14 protein-coding genes and 3 pseudogenes are annotated in these 15,498 nt (G+C 71.2%); 9 read left to right on the top strand and 8 right to left on the bottom strand.

The window, feature by feature from the left end; genetic code table 11:
• Nucleotides 1-111 precede the first annotated feature (111 nt).
• The 5 genes from ACFWR9_RS25675 to ACFWR9_RS25655 all read right to left on the bottom strand — a co-directional run bounded on the left by ACFWR9_RS25675 (nt 112) and on the right by ACFWR9_RS25655 (nt 4,283).
• Nucleotides 112-885 carry a succinate dehydrogenase iron-sulfur subunit gene (locus ACFWR9_RS25675; protein ID WP_383846133.1) on the bottom strand — a complete coding sequence of 258 codons (774 nt, stop codon included), beginning with the start codon at nt 883-885 and terminating at the stop codon, nt 112-114.
• Nucleotides 885-2,639, bottom strand: coding sequence for a succinate dehydrogenase flavoprotein subunit (gene sdhA / locus ACFWR9_RS25670; protein WP_383846131.1), 1,755 nt, complete (start codon nt 2,637-2,639; stop codon nt 885-887). Before sdhA ends, ACFWR9_RS25675 begins: the two co-directional genes overlap by 1 nt.
• A gap of 19 nt (nt 2,640-2,658) precedes the next feature.
• Nucleotides 2,659-3,141 carry a succinate dehydrogenase hydrophobic membrane anchor subunit gene (locus ACFWR9_RS25665; RefSeq protein WP_383846129.1) on the bottom strand — a complete coding sequence of 161 codons (483 nt, stop codon included), beginning with the start codon at nt 3,139-3,141 and terminating at the stop codon, nt 2,659-2,661.
• Nucleotides 3,142-3,146: 5 nt separating this feature from the next.
• On the bottom strand, nt 3,147-3,527 hold the full coding sequence (gene sdhC, locus ACFWR9_RS25660; RefSeq protein WP_079163643.1) for a succinate dehydrogenase, cytochrome b556 subunit: 381 nt from the start codon (nt 3,525-3,527) through the stop codon (nt 3,147-3,149).
• A 180-nt stretch (nt 3,528-3,707) separates the two neighbouring features.
• A complete protein-coding gene (locus ACFWR9_RS25655; RefSeq protein ID WP_383846127.1) occupies nt 3,708-4,283 on the bottom strand; it encodes a 2-oxo-4-hydroxy-4-carboxy-5-ureidoimidazoline decarboxylase in 576 nt (191 codons plus the stop codon).
• Nucleotides 4,284-4,535: 252 nt separating this feature from the next.
• Here ACFWR9_RS25655 and ACFWR9_RS25650 point away from each other — a divergent pair, with 252 nt between their 5' ends.
• The 6 genes from ACFWR9_RS25650 to ACFWR9_RS25625 all read left to right on the top strand — a co-directional run bounded on the left by ACFWR9_RS25650 (nt 4,536) and on the right by ACFWR9_RS25625 (nt 10,111).
• Nucleotides 4,536-6,101, top strand: coding sequence for a glycoside hydrolase family 20 protein (locus tag ACFWR9_RS25650; RefSeq protein ID WP_383846206.1), 1,566 nt, complete (start codon nt 4,536-4,538; stop codon nt 6,099-6,101).
• A 127-nt stretch (nt 6,102-6,228) separates the two neighbouring features.
• Nucleotides 6,229-6,765: a hypothetical protein gene (locus ACFWR9_RS25645; RefSeq protein ID WP_383846125.1), complete on the top strand. Its 537-nt coding sequence runs from the start codon at nt 6,229-6,231 to the stop codon at nt 6,763-6,765.
• A gap of 87 nt (nt 6,766-6,852) precedes the next feature.
• Nucleotides 6,853-7,395, top strand: a complete 543-nt coding sequence (locus ACFWR9_RS25640) for a hypothetical protein (RefSeq protein WP_383846123.1) — start codon at nt 6,853-6,855, stop codon at nt 7,393-7,395.
• A 126-nt stretch (nt 7,396-7,521) separates the two neighbouring features.
• Entirely contained in the window at nt 7,522-7,929 is a 408-nt protein-coding gene (locus ACFWR9_RS25635) for a hypothetical protein (RefSeq protein WP_383846122.1), read from the top strand.
• 353 nt (nt 7,930-8,282) lie between these two features.
• Nucleotides 8,283-8,945 carry an RNA polymerase sigma factor gene (locus ACFWR9_RS25630; protein ID WP_383846120.1) on the top strand — a complete coding sequence of 221 codons (663 nt, stop codon included), beginning with the start codon at nt 8,283-8,285 and terminating at the stop codon, nt 8,943-8,945.
• Nucleotides 8,945-10,111 carry a hypothetical protein gene (locus ACFWR9_RS25625; RefSeq protein WP_383846118.1) on the top strand — a complete coding sequence of 389 codons (1,167 nt, stop codon included), beginning with the start codon at nt 8,945-8,947 and terminating at the stop codon, nt 10,109-10,111. The genes ACFWR9_RS25630 and ACFWR9_RS25625 overlap by 1 nt, the downstream gene beginning before the upstream one ends.
• A 131-nt stretch (nt 10,112-10,242) precedes the next feature.
• Here the strand turns inward: ACFWR9_RS25625 and ACFWR9_RS25620 are convergent.
• Nucleotides 10,243-11,218: pseudogene (locus tag ACFWR9_RS25620) on the bottom strand (L,D-transpeptidase family protein).
• 250 nt (nt 11,219-11,468) lie between these two features.
• Between ACFWR9_RS25620 and ACFWR9_RS25615 the strand changes: the two are divergent.
• Both ACFWR9_RS25615 and ACFWR9_RS25610 read left to right on the top strand, forming a co-directional pair.
• A complete protein-coding gene (locus tag ACFWR9_RS25615) occupies nt 11,469-13,067 on the top strand; it encodes a methylmalonyl-CoA mutase (RefSeq protein ID WP_383846116.1) in 1,599 nt (532 codons plus the stop codon).
• A 92-nt stretch (nt 13,068-13,159) separates the two neighbouring features.
• The gene (locus ACFWR9_RS25610; RefSeq protein WP_383846114.1) at nt 13,160-13,741 is read left to right on the top strand and encodes a Uma2 family endonuclease; all 582 of its coding nucleotides are present in this window, start codon (nt 13,160-13,162) and stop codon (nt 13,739-13,741) included.
• A 4-nt stretch (nt 13,742-13,745) separates the two neighbouring features.
• Here the strand turns inward: ACFWR9_RS25610 and ACFWR9_RS25605 are convergent.
• Nucleotides 13,746-14,186 (bottom strand): annotated as a pseudogene (locus ACFWR9_RS25605) (pentachlorophenol monooxygenase); the annotation flags it as partial.
• Here ACFWR9_RS25605 and ACFWR9_RS25600 point away from each other — a divergent pair.
• Nucleotides 14,175-14,300 (top strand): annotated as a pseudogene (locus ACFWR9_RS25600) (TetR/AcrR family transcriptional regulator C-terminal domain-containing protein); the annotation flags it as partial. The pseudogenes ACFWR9_RS25605 and ACFWR9_RS25600 overlap by 12 nt on opposite strands.
• On the opposite strand, the gene ACFWR9_RS25595 reads toward ACFWR9_RS25600, so the two are convergent.
• Nucleotides 14,285-15,286: a class I SAM-dependent methyltransferase gene (locus ACFWR9_RS25595; RefSeq protein WP_383846112.1), complete on the bottom strand. Its 1,002-nt coding sequence runs from the start codon at nt 15,284-15,286 to the stop codon at nt 14,285-14,287. The pseudogene ACFWR9_RS25600 and the gene ACFWR9_RS25595 sit on opposite strands and share 16 nt — an antisense overlap.
• Nucleotides 15,287-15,498 lie beyond the last annotated feature (212 nt).

Genomic DNA, 15,498 nt, shown 5'->3' with positions numbered 1-15,498 from the left:
TCCGGATCCGGCGCCCCCCGCGATCTACCCCTCTCTAGTCGTCGGCCGCGTCCGAGGTGTATAAGAGACAGCGTCGATCGGGGCCCTCGGCCGTGGCGGTCGTCCCGCGGGTCAGAAGCGGCGCGTGATCAGCGCCCGCTTCACCTCCGCGATCGCCTTGGTGACCTCGATGCCGCGCGGGCAGGCGTCCGTGCAGTTGAAGGTCGTACGGCAGCGCCAGACGCCGTCGCGGTCGTTGAGGACCTCCAGCCGCTGCTCGCCGGCCTCGTCGCGCGAGTCGAAGATGAAGCGGTGGGCGTTCACGATCGCGGCGGGGCCGAAGTACTGCCCGTCGTTCCAGAACACCGGGCACGACGACGTGCAGGCGGCGCACAGGATGCACTTCGTCGTGTCGTCGAAGCGCTCGCGGTCCTCGGCGGACTGAAGGCGCTCACGCGTCGGCTCGTTGGTGTCCTTCGTGATCAGGAAGGGCATCACGTCCCGGTACGCCTGGAAGAACGGCTCCATGTCGACGACCAGGTCCTTGAGGACCGTCAGGCCCTTTATGGGCTCGACCGTGATCGGCTTCTCGGGGCTGAGGTCCTTGATCAGCGTCTTGCAGGCCAGCCGGTTCTTGCCGTTGATCCGCATGGCGTCCGAGCCGCAGATGCCGTGCGCGCAGGAGCGGCGGAAGGTCAGGCTGCCGTCCAGCTCCCACTTGATCTTGTGCAGCGCGTCGAGGACGCGCTCCTTCGGGTCGATCTCCAGCTGGAAGTCTTCCCAGGCGGCCTCGGCCGCGACCTCCGGGTTGAACCGGCGGACGCGGAAGGTGACCGTGATGTACGGGGAGTCGGCGAAGCCGTTCTCGGGAGCCTTGTCGCTCTTCTCCATGACAGGGGTAGCCATCAGTACTTACGCTCCATCGGCTGGTAGCGGGTCTGGACGACCGGCTTGTAGTCGAGCCGGATGGACTCGGCGCCGTCGTCGCCCACCTCGCGGTACGCCATGGTGTGGCGCATGAAGTTGACGTCGTCGCGGTTGGGGAAGTCCTCGCGGTAGTGACCACCGCGCGACTCCTTGCGGGCGAGGGCGGACACCGCCATCACCTCGGCCAGGTCGAGCAGGTTGCCCAGCTCGACGGCCTCCAGCAGGTCGGTGTTGAACCGCCGGCCCTTGTCCTGGATCGACACGTTCTTGTAGCGGGCGCGCAGCTCGGCGATCTTCTCGACGGCCGTCTTGATCGTCTGCTCGGTGCGGAACACCATGACGTTGGCGTCCATGCACTCCTGCAGCTCGCCGCGGAGCGTCGCCACCCGCTCGGTGCCGGTGGAGGAGCGCAGCCGCTCGATCTGCTCGACGACCAGGGACTCCGGGTCCGCGGGCAGCTCGACGAAGTCCGCCTTCTGGGCGTACTCCGCGGCGGCGATGCCGGCCCGGCGGCCGAAGACGTTGATGTCGAGCAGCGAGTTGGTGCCCAGGCGGTTGGCGCCGTGCACCGACACGCAGGCCACCTCGCCGGCCGCGTACAGGCCCGGGACGACGGTGGTGTTGTCCCTGAGGACCTCACCCTCGACGTTGGTCGGGATGCCGCCCATGGCGTAGTGCGCGGTGGGCTGGATCGGGATCGGGTCCGTGTAGGGCTCGATGCCGAGGTAGGTCCGCGCGAACTCCGTGATGTCCGGGAGCTTGGCGTCCAGCTGCTCCGGCGGGAGGTGGGTGAGGTCCAGGTAGACGTGGTCGCCCTCGGGACCGCAGCCGCGGCCCTCGCGGATCTCCGTGTAGATGGAGCGCGAGACGACGTCACGGGACGCGAGGTCCTTCATGACCGGCGCGTACTTCTCCATGAAGCGCTCGCCGTCCTTGTTGCGGAGGATGCCGCCCTCACCGCGGGCGCCCTCCGTCAGCAGGATGCCCATGCGCCAGATGCCGGTCGGGTGGAACTGGAAGAACTCCATGTCCTCCAGCGGCAGCCCGCGCCGGTACACGGCCGCCTGGCCGTCACCGGTGAGCGTGTGCGCGTTGGAGGTCACCTTGAAGAACTTGCCGGTGCCGCCGGAGGCGTAGATCACGGACTTCGCCTGGAAGACGTGGATCTCGCCGGTCGCCAGCTCGTACGCGACCACACCGGACGACCGCTTGACGCCGTCGACCTCGGTGATCAGCTGGTCCAGGACGTAGAACTCGTTGAAGAACTCCACGCCCTCCTTGACGCAGTTCTGGTACAGCGTCTGGAGGATCATGTGGCCGGTGCGGTCGGCCGCGTAGCAGGAGCGGCGGACGGGAGCCTCGCCGTGGTTCCGGCTGTGCCCGCCGAAGCGGCGCTGGTCGATCGTCCCGTCGGGCGTCCGGTTGAACGGCAGGCCCATCTTCTCCAGGTCGAGGACCGAGTCGATGGCCTCCTTCGCCAGGATCTCGGCGGCGTCCTGGTCGACCAGGTAGTCACCGCCCTTGACCGTGTCGAAGGTGTGCCACTCCCAGTTGTCCTCCTCCACGTTGGCGAGCGCGGCGGCCATACCGCCCTGCGCGGCGCCCGTGTGGGAGCGGGTGGGGTAGAGCTTCGTCAGCACGGCGGTGCGGCTGCGCTTGGTCGACTCGATGGCCGCGCGCATGCCGGCGCCACCGGCGCCGACGATGACGGTGTCGTACTTGTGTACCTTCATGATTTTCGCAGCCCCGTGCCTAGCGGATGTTCGGGTCGAAGGTGAAGATCACCAGCGTGCCCAGCAGGATGGTGAACACCGTGGCGGTGTAGAGCAGGCCCTTGAGCCACAGGCGGGTGTTCGAGCGCTCCGCGTAGTCGTTGATGACCGTGCGCAGGCCGTTGCCGCCGTGCAGCATCGCGAGCCAGAGCATCGCGAGGTCCCAGACCTGCCAGAACGGCGAGGCCCAGCGGCCGGCCACGAAGGCGAAGCCGATCTTCGAGACGCCGCCGTCCAGCACCAGCTGGATGAGCAGGTGCCCGATGACCAGGACGACCAGCACCACGCCGGACAGGCGCATGAAGAGCCAGGCGACCATCTCGAAGTTGCCACGGGTGGACTTCGGGGTCCTCTTCGTCCGCGCGCGGGGGGCTTCGATCAACGGCGCCGGGTTGTCGACCGTGTAGAGGGAGGCGCCCTCGACGGGGCCGATCCCGGATGCGGGGGATTCAGTCGTGGACATTGGCGTCAGCTCCCGAACAGTTCACGAGCGGCGTGGCCGAGGACGGGGTAGATCGCCCCGATCATCAGCACGACCCACAGGGCGACGACGGTCCAGAGCATCTGCTTCTGGTAGCGGGCGCCCTTGACCCAGAAGTCGACAGCGATGACGCGCAGGCCGTTGAGCGCGTGGAAGAGGATGGCGGCGACGAGGCCGTACTCCAGCAGCGCGACGATCGGCGTCTTGTACGTGGCCACGACGGTGTCGTAGGCCTCGGGGGACACCCGCACGAGAGCGGTGTCCAGCACGTGAACGAACAGGAAGAAGAAAATGAGGACGCCGGTGACTCGATGAGCCACCCAGGACCACATTCCTTCCCGGCCGCGGTACAGCGTTCCAGCCGGCACGGAAATTTCCTCCGGGAGCGGGGATTGGGGCCGCGCCGGCTTTCCTTGTCGGTCGGGCCCGGCCGGGTACGGTCCACCGGCCCCCAGCATGGTAGCGACGGTTGCCTGCGGCGCTTACGGGGGGCCTGCCTGTGTGATCAAAGTTGCACTCAAAGGAGCAGTGGATCGGGGCGGGGCGGCTCAGGGGGTGGGGGTTTGGGTGGTTTGCCGGGTGCGGGTAGTCGGTGGCTGGTCGCGCCCACGCGGCGGAGCCGCTGATGTCGCCGCCCCGCGCCCCTGGAGGGCGTTGGTCAGCCGTGCTCTTGCCAGGCGCCGGAGTTCCTCCGCTGCCACCAGGCGTTCCTCGTCCGGATCGTTTGTCAATCGTGACCGGATGGCTGCCAGTACCTGGTCCAGCGACTCGTCGGGGTTCAGGCCGTCCAGGCAGATGACGAACACGTGTCCGAAGCGGGACTCGTAGGCCGCGTGGGCCGCGCTCAGGGCCGTGTGGGCGGCCGCGTATGTGTCGGCCGGGAGGGCGGGCTGGGTTTCTGCCGACAGGGCCTCTGTCAGGGCGGCCGGGGGCAGGTCGTAGGACGCCTCGTCCGCCGCCGCGAGGAGGGCGGGGAGGTCCGGGTAGGGGCGGTGGGCCGTCAGGCGGTGGGCCCAGTCATGGCTTCCCAGGCAGGTCAGGAGGGTCTGGGCGGCCTCGTCGGGCGGCGCCGTGTTGAAGCGCTCCAGCGAGGAGGGTGTTGCCGGATTGGCGCGTGTTTGCACCGGTACCGGTATGGCCACTCGGCCGGAGAGATCTGGGAGACGGTGCACAGGCAGCGTGGGTCCTCGTGTGCGAAAGATGTGGCGTCACGTTATCGAGTGACGGCATGACGTGTCCGACCGATGCCCGAATTTCACCCGAACGGGAGAGTTTCAGAACATGTGGTGGACGCATTGCGGCAGCAGCGGCTTTAGGTTGGCGCTGTGAGCGAGCACGGACGCCGGATACCGGCGAACAAGGTGAGGCAGCGGGCCGTGATCGCCGGTGCGGTGGTCGCCTCGCTCGGGCTGGGAGTCGGCCTGTGGGCCACCGGCGGAGACGATGACGGCGGACCCGGAGGCCAGGCCGCGCGGTCTCCCGCGGAGGCGGCCGCGCCCAGCCCGAGCCGTTCCTACCCGCTGTCCGAGGAACCGCGCACCATACCCGCCGTACGTGAGCACACCGCGGCCCGCGGCCCCGGCTGGCAGCCGGAGAAGGAGCACCGTGTCGTCGTCGCCGACGCCTCTCTCGCCGACGAGGGACGGCAGATCGCCGGTGACCTGGGGCTGACGTACGCGGGGGAGAAGGACGACGAACGCGCCGGGGACGTGCTCCTCGACGTCAGGGTCGACAACGGCGCGAATCCCGAGTCGTACACCATGACCGTGCGTGACGGCCGCGTCACCGTCAGCGGGCCGGCCGAGGCCGGTGTCTACTACGGCACCCGCACCCTGAAGCAGGCCGTGGACGGCGGCGGCACCGCGCCGGAGGGCGTGGTGAAGGACGAGCCCGCCAAGCCGAAGCGCGGCTTCTCGCTCGACATCGCCCGCAAGCACTACGACGCCGACTGGATCAAGGACCGGATACGCGAGCTGGGCGACCTCAAGTTCAACGAGCTGGGCCTGCACTTCTCCGACGACCAGGCCTTCCGCATCGAGTCCGACTCGCACCCCGAGATCGTTTCGGACGACCACCTGACCAAGGCCGAGATGAAGGAGATCATCGATCTCGCCGCCTCGCGCCACATCACCGTCGTCCCCGAGATCGACTCGCCCGGCCACCTCGGCGCCGTGCTCGCCGCCCACCCCGACCTGCAGCTGCGCAACGCGCAGGGCACGCCGACGCGCGGCGCGATCGACATCTCGAAGCCGGAATCCGCCGAGATCGTCGACGACCTGCTGAACGAGTACGCCGACCTCTTCCCCGGCTCCCAGTTCCACCTGGGCGCCGACGAGTACCAGGCGCTCGTGGTGCCCGACCCCGAGGCGTCCTACCCGACGCTCGCCGCCGCCGCCCGCGAGGCCTACGGCTCCGGCGGCACCGTCGCCGACCTCACCACCGACTGGCTCAACGACCGGGCCAAGACCGTCATGGCCCACGACCGCGTCCCGCGCGCCTGGAACGACGGCTTCTTCAAGGACACGTCCGTCGAGCCGCTGAAGGACATCAAGGTCGCCTACTGGACCGGCAAGGAGATCGGCGCCCGGCCGCCCGCCGAGTACCTGAGCGAGGGCCGCGAGGTGATCAACTACAACGACGAGTTCCTCTACTACGTGCTCGGTGAGCCGCAGACCTTCGTCTACCCGACCGGCGAGCGCATCTACGAGCAGTGGACCCCGCTCGTCGTGCGCGGCACCACGCCGGTCGACGCCAAGTACGACGACCAGATACTCGGCGGCAGCTTCGCGGTCTGGGGCGATATCCCGAGCGCGCAGACGCAGGCGCAGGTCGCCGAGGGCATCAGGCTGCCGCTGGCGGCGACGGTCCAGAAGCTGTGGGACCTCGGCGAACCCGAGCTGTCCTGGGCCGACTTCAGGTCGCTGGCGAACCGTCTCGACTGACCGCCCCGGCTGACCGTCCCGGCTGACCGTCTCGACTGATACGAGATTGTCCTGTCCGGCTGCGAACTCCCGTACGGCTGTGGTGGTCTTTGGGCAGCCGAACCGACACGCCGGGGGGAACCTGGACATGGGGTACTGGGGCTATTTCGTCGTGGGCCGCGGCGAGCGGCCGCTCGCCGGACTGGACGCGCTGGCCGGCGCCGCGGACATGGCCCTGCGTCAGTCCGCGCCGGACGGCTGGCAGGTGTGGGAGTTCCCGGGCGGCGACGGAGACGTCGGGAACATGAACGACCTGGCCGGACAGACCGGCGCGCCCGCCCTGTTCGGGTACGTCATGGACAGCGACTGCGTGGTCGTGGAGGCCGCGGCGCCCGAGAGCGGGGCGTGGACGACCTGTCTGGCGCGGTCCGCGATGGCCGGGTATCTCGGCGCCGAACGGGACGGTCTCACGCTGGAGGACTACTTCCTGGAGCCCCGGGACGCCGCCGAACGCGCCGTCGCCTGGGCCGCCGAGGCGGGGCGCACCGCGAGCGCCGTGGACTTGGCGGAGGTGCTCGCGGCGGACCCGGCCGCCGTCCCGGACGCCGGGGGCGACGACTCCGGTCCGGTGGCCGAAAAACTCTTCTTCCGGTTCCTCGACCGGCTGGGCGTCGTACCGCTGTGACACTCCCGGGTCGTCGCACGCTGTAAGGGTCAGTGCGGGCTCCGTGGTGGTGAGCGGGGCGATTCGGCGGGAACAGGGAGGCAACCGGTGAGCCTGGTGGAACTGATCGCGCGGGTCGACGCACGCGCACTGGCCGCGAGCGGACTGGCTTGTTTGGATCGCTGCCTGCCGCTGCTCGACGGCGACGACGAGGTCCTCAGACCCCTGTGGGCCACCCTCGCCGACGACACCCGCGCCGAGCCCGGGCCCGACTGGGCGGGGGAGTTGGCGCAGGTGCGCGACAAACTCGCGGGAACCGGCGGTGAGGACGAGGACGAGGCCGTGCTCCTGGCCCGCGTGATGCTGGCCGACGCGCCGGACGAGTGCTCCGGCCCGGCGCTGCGGACCTGGGCCGACGCCTGTTCCGCCGCCGCACTGCGCGTCCACCGGCTCCTGGACCCGGCGGCGGACACGAACGGGCCGGCACCGCTTGTCGCGGGCGAACTGCGCCGCCAGGTCACCGTCCTGGAACTGCTCGCCGCGCACGGCCCGGCCGGGCTGCGCCCCGCCCTGGAGATCTCCACGGAGGGGCGCCGGGTCCTGCGCGCCGTGGTGTCCCGCCGGGCCCGCGGCCGGGACGCCCGCCTGTGACGGTCGTGCGGTGAACGCGCGGCGGCGGTGCGGCGGACGTGGCGGAGGTGGGGCGGTCCTGCGCCGGTTGCGGAACGGCCCCCGCGAGCCTGTGACGAAACTCGGCCCCGCGGCGCTCTAGCCCATATGACGACTGTGACCAGCGGATTGACGACCCAGCAGGAGAACCGGCCGTCGGCCGCCGCGAAGCCGGTGCGGTGGGCGGCGGACGCGGTGGCCACGATGCGCGAGGGCGCCCGGCTGCGCCTCGACTACTCGGCGCAGAGTCTGTGGCGCGTCGACCGCGTGATCGACGGCATCCGCCGCGAGGGAGCCCCGTACGCCGCCGTGCAGACCGCGCTGCGCGGCCTCGGGGCCTACGCCGGTGAGGTGATCGCGCGGGAGTCCGGCGGCGAGTGGTGGGCGACCGGCGGTGACCACTGGGTCCGCACTCCGGACGGCCGGCTGTGGGACCCGGTCGACGAGGCCCGTCGCTGCTTCGCCGGTGACGGTTCGCTCCGGCTGCTGTGCCGGGACGCGACGACGGACCGCTGAGGACGCCGTCCGTCCGCCAAGGCAACGGCCGAGGCCGCCACCCCCCACAGGAGAGGCCCCGGCCGTCGCGCGGCACGGGCCGCGCGGCGGCCCGTACTCCCTTCAGCGCCGAGAGTGCGTTTTCTGTCACACCTCACCGCGTCACGGGTTAGTTGCATCTTGTATGGCAATGCGATCGGGACATGGACGAGTGGCGGTTTCAAGACGTAACGTGCCATTCGCGCCGATGCAGCGGGGGGCTCGCCCCCGCGACGGGGTTGCGGGAGACCGCCGCAACCATCAATTGAGAAACCACGACGGCGAGGACCACGTCCGCGAGAGCGGCGCCGGTTTAGGCGCAGAAAGGCTTCTCGGTGCTGGGGGACGACGCGGAGTTGACCGCCGCGCTGCGTGCGGCACAGGACGGGAGCGAGAGCGCGTTCCGGACTGTGTACCGCGCGGTGCATCCGCGGCTGCTGGGGTACGTACGGACGCTCGTCGGCGATCACGACGCCGAGGACGTGACGTCCGAGGCCTGGCTGCAGATCGCCCGTGACCTGGAGCGGTTCGACGGGGACGCCGACCGGTTCCGCGGCTGGGCCGCCCGGATCGCCCGCAACCGGGCCCTGGACCACATCCGGATGCGCGGTCGCCGGCCCGCGATCGGCGGCGACGAGACGGAGCTGACCGGCAGGCCCGCCGAGTCCGACACCGCGGGCGAGGCCATGGAGGCCCTGGCCACCGACAGCACTCTCTCGCTCATCGCCCGGCTGCCCCAGGACCAGGCCGAGGCCGTCGTCCTGCGCGTGGTGGTGGGCCTCGACGCCAAGAGCGCCGCCGAGACGCTCGGCAAGCGGCCCGGAGCCGTCCGCACCGCCGCGCACCGCGGCCTGAAGCGGCTGGCCGAACTGCTCGCCTGCGATCCGGAATCCGGCGGCGGGCTCGACGCCCTGCCACCGCAGCGAGAACCGCGCGGTCGTGCCGTGACGTCCGCGGGTGTGACGCATACGCGTGCGCGGACGCAGAAGGACATGTGATGGCCGACGAGCAGGACAAGTGGCTGGACCGCGAAACAGCGGAGCTCTTGCTGCGCGGAGAGTCACTGGACGCTGTCCGCCCCACGGCCCGCGACCGCGCCGAACGACTCGCCCTGGCCCTGGGCGCGCTCTCCGTCCCGCCCCCGCCGACCGGCGACGAACTCCCGGGCGAGGCCGCCGCGTTGGCCGCCTTCCGCAAGGCGTACGCCGAACGCGCCGACCTCTCCGCGGGGGCGCGCGGCACGCTCGGACCCGGCACCGCGACCCGGCCCTCCGACGCCGGTCTGGTACGGATCGGCCCGCGAGGCGACAGTCCCCGGCGCCCCCGCTGGAGCCGGCCCCTGCGGCTCGGCCTGGTCGCCGCGCTGGCCGTCGGCATGGTCGGCGGGGTCGCCGTGGCGGCCGGAACCGGAGTGCTGCCCACGCCCTTCGACCGCACCCAACCGGAACCCGCCGCCAGCGCCTCGGCCGCCGTGTCGCCCGACCGCCCGCTGCTCTCGCCCTCCCCGATGGACGGCGCGCAGGGCGGCGGGGCGGTGCCCGACGACACCCCCTCGGGCGCGCCCGGTGCGGACACCCCGGGGGACGGCGGCACCGCCGCGGACCGGACCCCGGAGCGCCGGGACTCGGACGACCGGGGGACCGGCGGCCCCGACGGCAGGCGTTCCGGCCTCGTCGCGTCCTGCCGCAAGGTGCGGGCCGGCAAGGACGTCGACGGTGCCCACCGGCGCGCGCTGAAGGAGGCGGCCGGCGGCTCGTCGCGGGTCGGGAAGTACTGCAAGAACCTCCTCGCCGTCACCGGAGCCGACGGCCGGGACGGGGAACTCCGGATGGGCGACGGCGACGGCGACGGCGAGGGTGGCGGCGACGGCAGGACCGACCGGGGCGACAAGGACGACAAGAACGACAAAGACGGCAATGGCGGCCAGGGTAAAGACAAGGGCAAAGGCGGAAAGAACGGCGACGACGGCGACGACGGCGACGACGGCGACGACGGTCAGGACGGGGACGAAGACGACCGCCGCCCGGCCCCGTCCGGCCCCGACGCCCACCGCCCTCTCGGTCGGCACGTCCCGTCCGCCTTCCGCTCCCTGACCTGCGCTTTCGCCGACGCCAGGGACTCGTGCCCCGAGGGTGTGACACTTTCGGCCACCAAAGCGCAGTAATGAGTGAGCCGACTGGTCATCGGCTTCCGCACCGAGCCGGGGTTCCCCCCGTACCTACGGCTCGTGCACCTGGCGCGGGCGGGACACGTTCCCCCGGTCCCGCCCGCGCCCCATTCACCCCGCCCCGCGCCTCACCGGTACACGACGACCTTGTCGCCGTTTCTCACCCGCGCGTACAGATCCTTGATCGCCGCCTCGTCCCGTACGTTGACGCAGCCGTGCGAGGCACCCGCGTAGCCGCGGGCCGCGAAGTCGTACGAGTAGTGCACGGCCTGGCCGCCGCTGAAGAACAGCGCGTAGGGCATGGCCGTGTCGTAGAGCGTCGACCAGTGATCGCGGGACTTCCAGTACACCTCGAAGACGCCCTCGCGGGTCGGCGTGCGCTGCGAGCCGAAGCGCACCGCCATCGTCGAGACGGTCCGCCCGTCGACCATCCAGCGCAACGTCCGGCTCGACTTGCTGACGCACAGCACCCGGCCGGTCGTGCAGCGGGGGTCGGGCGCGGCGGCCGGCTGCCCGCCCATCAGGTACAGGTCCCACTTGCCGGGCTCGCGCGTCATGTCCAGCAGCCGCTGCCAGGTCACCGTGTCCGTCCGGCCCGTCCTCGGCAGCCCGCGCTTGCCCTGGAAGCCGCTCACCGCGGTCTCGGTCAGATCGTCGTACGTCCCGGTGGGCCCGTCGACCAGCCACTCGACCTGACGCAGCCGGGCCTGGAGTTCGCGCACGTCCCGGCCGGAGTCACCGCGGGTCCACAGCACCCGGGCCGGGACAGGGTCCGGGTCGGAACGCGGCTCGTCGGAACGCGGCTCGTCGGAACGTGGCCCGTCCGAACGTGGCTCGTCCGAACGTGGCCCGTCCGAACGTGGCTCGTCCGAACGTGGCCCGTCCGAACGTGGCTCGTTACGCGGCTCGCCCGACGGCGGCCCGCTCGACGGCCGGTCCTCGGCCGGCGTGTGCTTCGGCGGGGCGCCGGTGACGTCTATGCGCACCGGCGACCGCCCCCTGTCGTCCGGGCCCGTGCCCCACGGTGCAACCGGCCGCCACCAGAGCGGCCCCCAGGGCGAGGGCGACCGCCCTCCCCGCGTTCCCCATGCTCGCCTCACGCATCACAGCCCCCTGTCGTCCCACGGCTCCGCACGGATGTCCCCTGAGATGTTCCCCGCGGATGACGCCGCCTGAACGGCGCGGCATTGTTGTGACCGGGACCGCATGGAGGCTGTGAGCAAGGTCCCAGCGTGCGCCTCTCCACCGGGTGCACGCGCGCGGATACAGTCCGTCGGAGGATCGGCCTGTACTGGCGAGTAGGCACGGCTGGTCCGATCGGTTCGAACAGGTGCTCAGCGGGAGGCAACACACCATGGCGCGCGAGTCGGGCAGTGCTCGGTCCACCGAGAGTGGACTGCCCATCGAACCGGTCTACGGGCCCGACGCCCAGGCGGACTGGGACCCGGCCGAGCGGCTGGGCGAGCCGGGGAAGTACCCCTTCACCCGGGGTGTGTACCCGTCGATGTACACCGGCCGGCCGTGGACGATGCGCCAGTACGCCGGTTTCGGCACGGCGACCGAGTCCAACGCCCGCTACAAGCAGCTGATCGCCAACGGCACCATGGGTCTGTCGGTCGCCTTCGACCTGCCCACCCAGATGGGCCACGACTCCGACGCCCCCATCGCCAGCGGGGAGGTCGGCAAGGTCGGCGTGGCGATCGACTCGATCGACGACATGCGGGTGCTGTTCGGCGGGATTCCGCTGGACAAGGTCTCGACGTCGATGACGATCAACGCACCGGCCTCCCTGCTGCTCCTGCTCTACCAACTGGTCGCCGAGGAGCAGGGGGTGAGCGCGGACCAGCTCACCGGCACGATCCAGAACGACGTGCTGAAGGAGTACATCGCGCGCGGGACGTACATCTTCCCGCCCAAGCCCTCGCTGCGGCTGATCGCGGACATCTTCAAGTACTGCCGGGCCGAGATCCCGAAGTGGAACACCATCTCGATCTCCGGCTATCACATGGCCGAGGCCGGTGCCTCGCCCGCGCAGGAGATCGCCTTCACCCTGGCGGACGGCATCGAGTACGTGCGCACGGCGGTCGCGGCCGGCATGGACGTCGACGACTTCGCGCCCCGCCTGTCCTTCTTCTTCGTGGCCCGTACGACGATCCTGGAGGAGGTCGCCAAGTTCCGTGCGGCCCGCCGGATCTGGGCCCGGGTGATGAGGGAGGAGTTCGGCGCGCAGAACCCCAAGTCGCTGATGCTGCGCTTCCACACCCAGACCGCAGGCGTGCAGCTCACCGCCCAGCAGCCCGAGGTCAACCTGGTCCGCGTCGCCGTGCAGGGTCTGGGCGCGGTCCTGGGCGGCACGCAGTCGCTGCACACCAACTCCTTCGACGAGGCCATCGCGCTGCCCACCGACAAGTCGGCGCGCCTGGCCCTGCGCACCCAGCAGGTCCTCGCCTACGAGACCGACGTGACGGCGACCGTCGACCCCTTCGCCGGCTCCTACGTCGTCGAGAAGATGACCGACGACGTCGAGGCGGCGGCACTGGAGCTGATGCGGAAGGTCGAGGACCTCGGCGGCGCGGTCAACGCCATCGAGCACGGCTTCCAGAAGAGCGAGATCGAGCGCAGCGCCTACCGCATCGCCCAGGAGACCGACTCCGGCGAGCGCGTGGTCGTCGGGGTCAACCGGTTCCAGCTCGAAGCGGAGGAGCCGTACGAGCCCCTCCGGGTCGACCCGGCCATCGAGGCCCAGCAGGCCGAACGCCTCGCGGGGCTCCGCGCGGAGCGCGACCAGGAGGCGGTCGACGCGGCGCTGGCGGCGCTGAAGAAGGCCGCCGAGGGCGAGGACAACGTCCTCTACCCGATGAAGGACGCGCTGCGGGCCCGGGCCACGGTGGGCGAGGTGTGCAACGCGCTGCGGGAGGTCTGGGGGACGTACGTGCCCTCGGACGCCTTCTGAGCTGGGCCATTACCTCGAATGGGTGATCGGAGGCGGAAGCCGTCCGTCTCCGGCTACTCTCGTGGAGAGTGGGCCCCGAAAAGGAGGACGCCATGGCCGTAATGCAGCAGGAGCTGACCCTGGGCGAGGCTGCCGACCAGCTCGCTCGTGCACTGCCGGGCCACCGCGTGGAGATTCTCCAGGGGAGGCTCACTGTGACACCGCCGCCGGACGGTTCGCATCAACTGGCGTTGACCAAGCTAGGCAGGGCGTTCGACCGCGCCGGGATCGTCGAGGCTGGGTACGAGTATGTGCAGGGTGTCGGGCTGTGGCTACCCACGTTGCCGGCTGACTTCGCGATCCCCGACTTCTCCATCGTCGACGAGGACTTCCGCGACGCCCACGTCACCAAGAACTACTATGCGCCCAACGTCTTCCGCCTGGTCGTCGAGATCACGTCGTCCAACTGGTCCGACGACCTCGGGCCCAAGGTTGAGTGCTACGCGCAGGCCGGTATCCCGGCCTACCTGGTCGTCGACCGCAAGCACGACGAGGTTCTGCTCTACACGGAACCGGCCGACGGCACGTATTCGGACCCGCAGCGCTTCAAGCGTGGGCACGATGTGCCTGTGCCGGAGTCGGTAGGCGTCGCCCTCGACCTCCACGTGGACACTCTCCTCGACGGCGACGGCTGACGGACCGGGACAGGTAGCCGTCGAGGCCGGCCGGGGAGTCGCCCGCCCAGCCGACGTACCCGTCCGGCCGCACGAGGAACAGGCCCGTGCCGTACGCCGGGTGCGGCTCCCCGCGCACCACCCGCACCGCCCCGTCCACGCCGCCGGGAGCCTCCGCGCCCAGCGCCAACAACGTCCAGTGCCGCCCCCGGAACGCGTCGAAGAGCCGTAAGCCCTCCACCTTCCCGTCGGGCGCGCGGTCGCCGGCCCGCAGCGCGCCCTCCGGGGCCGCAGCCCGCGCCTCCACGGTCAGGGCCGAGTCCCGGTAGCCCAGCCCCAGCTGGCGGGTCGCGTGCCGGCGCCGCACCTCGCCGCGGTGGACGCCGGTGGACAGGCCGAGCATCCGGTCGGCGACCGGGCGCCGTTCCGCCTCGTAGCTGTCCAGCAGCGCCTCCTGCTGGCCGCCTACCCACTGACGGCCGCGGCGGGCGCGGAGATCTTCACGGACTACGAGCGGCACTTCGAGGAAGCGCTCGCCCTGGTGATCACGGGGATCGGGACGGCCTACGGCCTGGACTGACCCGACCCGCCGCCCGCCTTCGCCCGCTGCGCGGCCAGATACCGGCGCACCGCCCGGGTGACGACCGGCGGCAGCAGGTCCAGGGCCAGCCGGCGGGTCCGGTCGCGCGGGCTCGGCGGCCGGGTGGTCCGCGCCGTGCGGCCCGCCGGGCGCGGCTGGGTGGTCTGCCCCGGCACGGGTGCGGTGTCCGCCGCCGGCGCATCCGGTTCCACCGCCGGCGCCGGGTGGCGCGAGACCGGCAGCGGGGGCGGGCTCAGCCGCTTGCTCTTGGCGCGGGTGCGCACCAGCCGCTGTCCCGCGGCCCGCTCCACCGTCACCGCGATGTCGTCGCGCCCGCGCAGCGCGGACAGCAGCGCCTCCTGCACCGGCTCCGGGTCGCCCCAGGTGCCGTACAGCTTCTGGCTGCTCAGGCAGACCGGGCGCAGCCCGCGGTTGAGCACCGCCTCCCAGGCGGCGACGGCGACGCCCGGCGTGTGCTCGCTGCGGAAGTCGTCGAGGACGACGATCCCGTCGGGCCTCAGCAGATCGCGGGCCGCGCCGATGTCGCCCTCGACGTGCTCGTACAGGTGCGAGGCGTCGATGTGGACGAAGCGGCAGCTGCCCGGCGCGACCTCGTCGACGATCGCGGAGCTGGGCGCCTGGACGATCGTGGGCAGGGTCTTGTGGAAGGAGAGGTAGTTCCGTTCGAAGGCCTGCCGGGTGAGGGAGGAGTACGACTTCGCCGCCTCTGCCCGGTTGGCCGCGTCCGGCGGCTCGGCCCCGAACAGGTCGCAGACGGTGAGCGTCTCGCCGTCCCGCAGCCGGTGCCCGAGCAGGATCGCGCTCTTGCCCAGGTAGGCACCGAGTTCCAGCAGGTCGCCGCGGGTGTCCATGCTCTCCTGGCGCTCCAGGAACCAGGAGAACAGCACCTGGTCGAGCGGCCAGAACCAGCCGGGGACGTCGTTCAGCTCACCGGGGTACTTGTGCGTCTCTTGCGCAGTGGCCATGAGGGGAGGATGCCTCCTCCGAGCCGGAAATGGGGTTGGCGCGCACGATCCGATGGAAGGAAAATCGCACGAATCGCTCAACGCGTCCGCGTCAGTACCGTCCGCAACCAAGGCGGCCGGCGGCCGCTCCACACACCGGTGCGGCGGCCACAGCGGCCCCGGGTATCGCGGCGGCCGTCAACGCCGGGGCCGCCGCCGACGGCACCTTTGGA

It is taken from the genome of Streptomyces sp. NPDC058534, assembly GCF_042717365.1.
In the GTDB taxonomy this organism is placed as follows: domain Bacteria; phylum Actinomycetota; class Actinomycetes; order Streptomycetales; family Streptomycetaceae; genus Streptomyces.
This window is presented reverse-complemented; position numbering and strand designations above follow the sequence as displayed.

Coding starts and splice junctions, on each gene's coding strand:
- ACFWR9_RS25595 (WP_383846112.1), bottom strand. CDS start 15,286: ATGGCCACTGCGCAAGAGACGCACAAGTACCCCGGTGAGCTGAACGAC.
- ACFWR9_RS25675 (WP_383846133.1), bottom strand. CDS start 885: ATGGCTACCCCTGTCATGGAGAAGAGCGACAAGGCTCCCGAGAACGGC.
- ACFWR9_RS25635 (WP_383846122.1), top strand. CDS start 7,522: ATGACGACTGTGACCAGCGGATTGACGACCCAGCAGGAGAACCGGCCG.
- ACFWR9_RS25645 (WP_383846125.1), top strand. CDS start 6,229: ATGGGGTACTGGGGCTATTTCGTCGTGGGCCGCGGCGAGCGGCCGCTC.
- ACFWR9_RS25615 (WP_383846116.1), top strand. CDS start 11,469: ATGGCGCGCGAGTCGGGCAGTGCTCGGTCCACCGAGAGTGGACTGCCC.
- ACFWR9_RS25625 (WP_383846118.1), top strand. CDS start 8,945: ATGGCCGACGAGCAGGACAAGTGGCTGGACCGCGAAACAGCGGAGCTC.
- ACFWR9_RS25665 (WP_383846129.1), bottom strand. CDS start 3,141: ATGTCCACGACTGAATCCCCCGCATCCGGGATCGGCCCCGTCGAGGGC.
- ACFWR9_RS25610 (WP_383846114.1), top strand. CDS start 13,160: ATGGCCGTAATGCAGCAGGAGCTGACCCTGGGCGAGGCTGCCGACCAG.
- sdhA (WP_383846131.1), bottom strand. CDS start 2,639: ATGAAGGTACACAAGTACGACACCGTCATCGTCGGCGCCGGTGGCGCC.